Here is a 1,581-nt window from a genome sequence, read left to right on the forward strand (position 1 = left end):
CCCCGCCCCCTCCCTGCCGTCAGTGCCCCGCGACCTCGTGCGGTCCGTAGGGCGCCTCCAGCTCGGCCACCTCCTTCTCGTCCAGGACGAGGTCCAGCGCGGCGAGCGCGTCCGTCAGGTGCGACTCCTTCGTGACGCCGACGATGGGCGAGGTGACCCCGGGCCGCTGGAGCAGCCACGCGAGCGCGACGCGCGCCGCCGGGACGCCGCGGCCCTCCGCGATCCGCTGGACGGCCGCCACGATCTCGCGGTCCCCCTCCGCGTAGAGCGTCTTGCCGAACTCGTCCGTGCGCCCCCGCTCCGTCTCCACGTCCCACGGACGGGTGAGACGGCCGCGCGCGAGCGGGCTCCACGGCAGTACGCCCACGCCCTGGTCCGCGCAGAGCGGCAGCATCTCGCGCTCCTCCTCGCGGTAGAGCAGGTTGTAGTGGTCCTGCATCGACACGAAGCGCGTCCAGCCGTGCGCCGCCGCCGTGTACTGGAGCTTCGAGAACTGCCAGGCGTACATCGAACTCGCCCCGATGTACCGGGCCTTGCCCGCCTTCACGACGTCGTGCAGCGCCTCCATCGTCTCCTCGACCGGCGTCGCGGGATCGAAGCGGTGGATCTGGTAGAGGTCCACGTGATCGGTGCCGAGCCGTTTCAGGCTCGCGTCGATCTCGTGCAGGATCACCTTGCGCGAGAGGCCGCCCCCGTTGGGCCCCTGACGCATCGGCATGTACACCTTCGTGGCGAGCACGACGTCCTCACGGCGCGCGAAGTCCCTCAGCGCGCGCCCCACGATCTCCTCGCTCGTGCCGTCCGAGTAGGCGTTGGCGGTGTCGAAGAAGGTGACGCCCGCCTCGATCGCCTGCCGGATCAGGGGCCGCGAGCGCTCCTCGTCGAGCGTCCACGTGTGATTGCCCCGGCCGGGAACGCCGAAGCTCATGCACCCGAGGGTGAGGCGCGAGACGTCCAGCCCTGTCGAGCCGAGTTTCACGTACTGCACAGCGTGGCCTCCGTCGGTGGTCGGACGCCCGGGGTCCTCCCCGGACCCGTCCATGATCCTCCCTCGCGCCCGCCCCGCTCGCGGTGTCCCGCATCGTGGGCGCGACAGGCCCCCGGCACCCGGTTCCTTGCTAGCCTGCCCCCGGGGCCGTGACTGGCGCGAACAGTGGAATCGACCACGAGGAAGCGGCCCCCGCACGGGCGGTGCCACCGCCCGGTGTGCGGTCGTGCGCCTGGGCCATTCGACACTGACCTGGGAGAGAGCCATGTCCAGCGCACCCACGCCCTTCCCCGCGCCCGGCGAGGACCCGCAGGGCGTCGCCGCCCTCGCCTCCGCCGCCTTCCGCGGCGCCCTCGACGTCGTCCGCTCCGTCGAGCCCCGTATCGCCGCCGCCATCGGCCAGGAGCTGGCCGACCAGCGCGAGTCCCTCAAGCTCATCGCGAGCGAGAACTACGCGTCCCCCGCGACGCTCCTCGCGATGGGCAACTGGATGAGCGACAAGTACGCCGAGGGCACCGCCGGGCCCCTTCTTCTACGCGGGCTGCCGCAACGTCGACACCGTCGTGCCTTCCCGCCGAGCACGCCCGCGCCCT

General features: G+C 72.2%; 1 protein-coding gene, 1 pseudogene and 1 riboswitch. Of the genes and pseudogenes, one reads left to right on the top strand and one right to left on the bottom strand.

The genetic code is table 11. From position 1 onward, the window contains the following. Nucleotides 1-19 precede the first annotated feature (19 nt). Nucleotides 20-988, bottom strand: coding sequence for an aldo/keto reductase (locus SSBG_RS28550; protein ID WP_008749513.1), 969 nt, complete (start codon nt 986-988; stop codon nt 20-22). A gap of 139 nt (nt 989-1,127) precedes the next feature. After that, nucleotides 1,128-1,233: riboswitch (ZMP/ZTP riboswitch) on the top strand. Nucleotides 1,234-1,253: 20 nt separating this feature from the next. On the opposite strand from SSBG_RS28550, the pseudogene SSBG_RS28555 reads away from it, so the two are divergent. Beyond that, nucleotides 1,254-1,581 (top strand): annotated as a pseudogene (locus tag SSBG_RS28555) (glycine hydroxymethyltransferase); the annotation flags it as partial.

The sequence above is a fragment of the Streptomyces sp. SPB074 genome, assembly GCF_000154905.1.
In the GTDB taxonomy this organism is placed as follows: domain Bacteria; phylum Actinomycetota; class Actinomycetes; order Streptomycetales; family Streptomycetaceae; genus Streptomyces.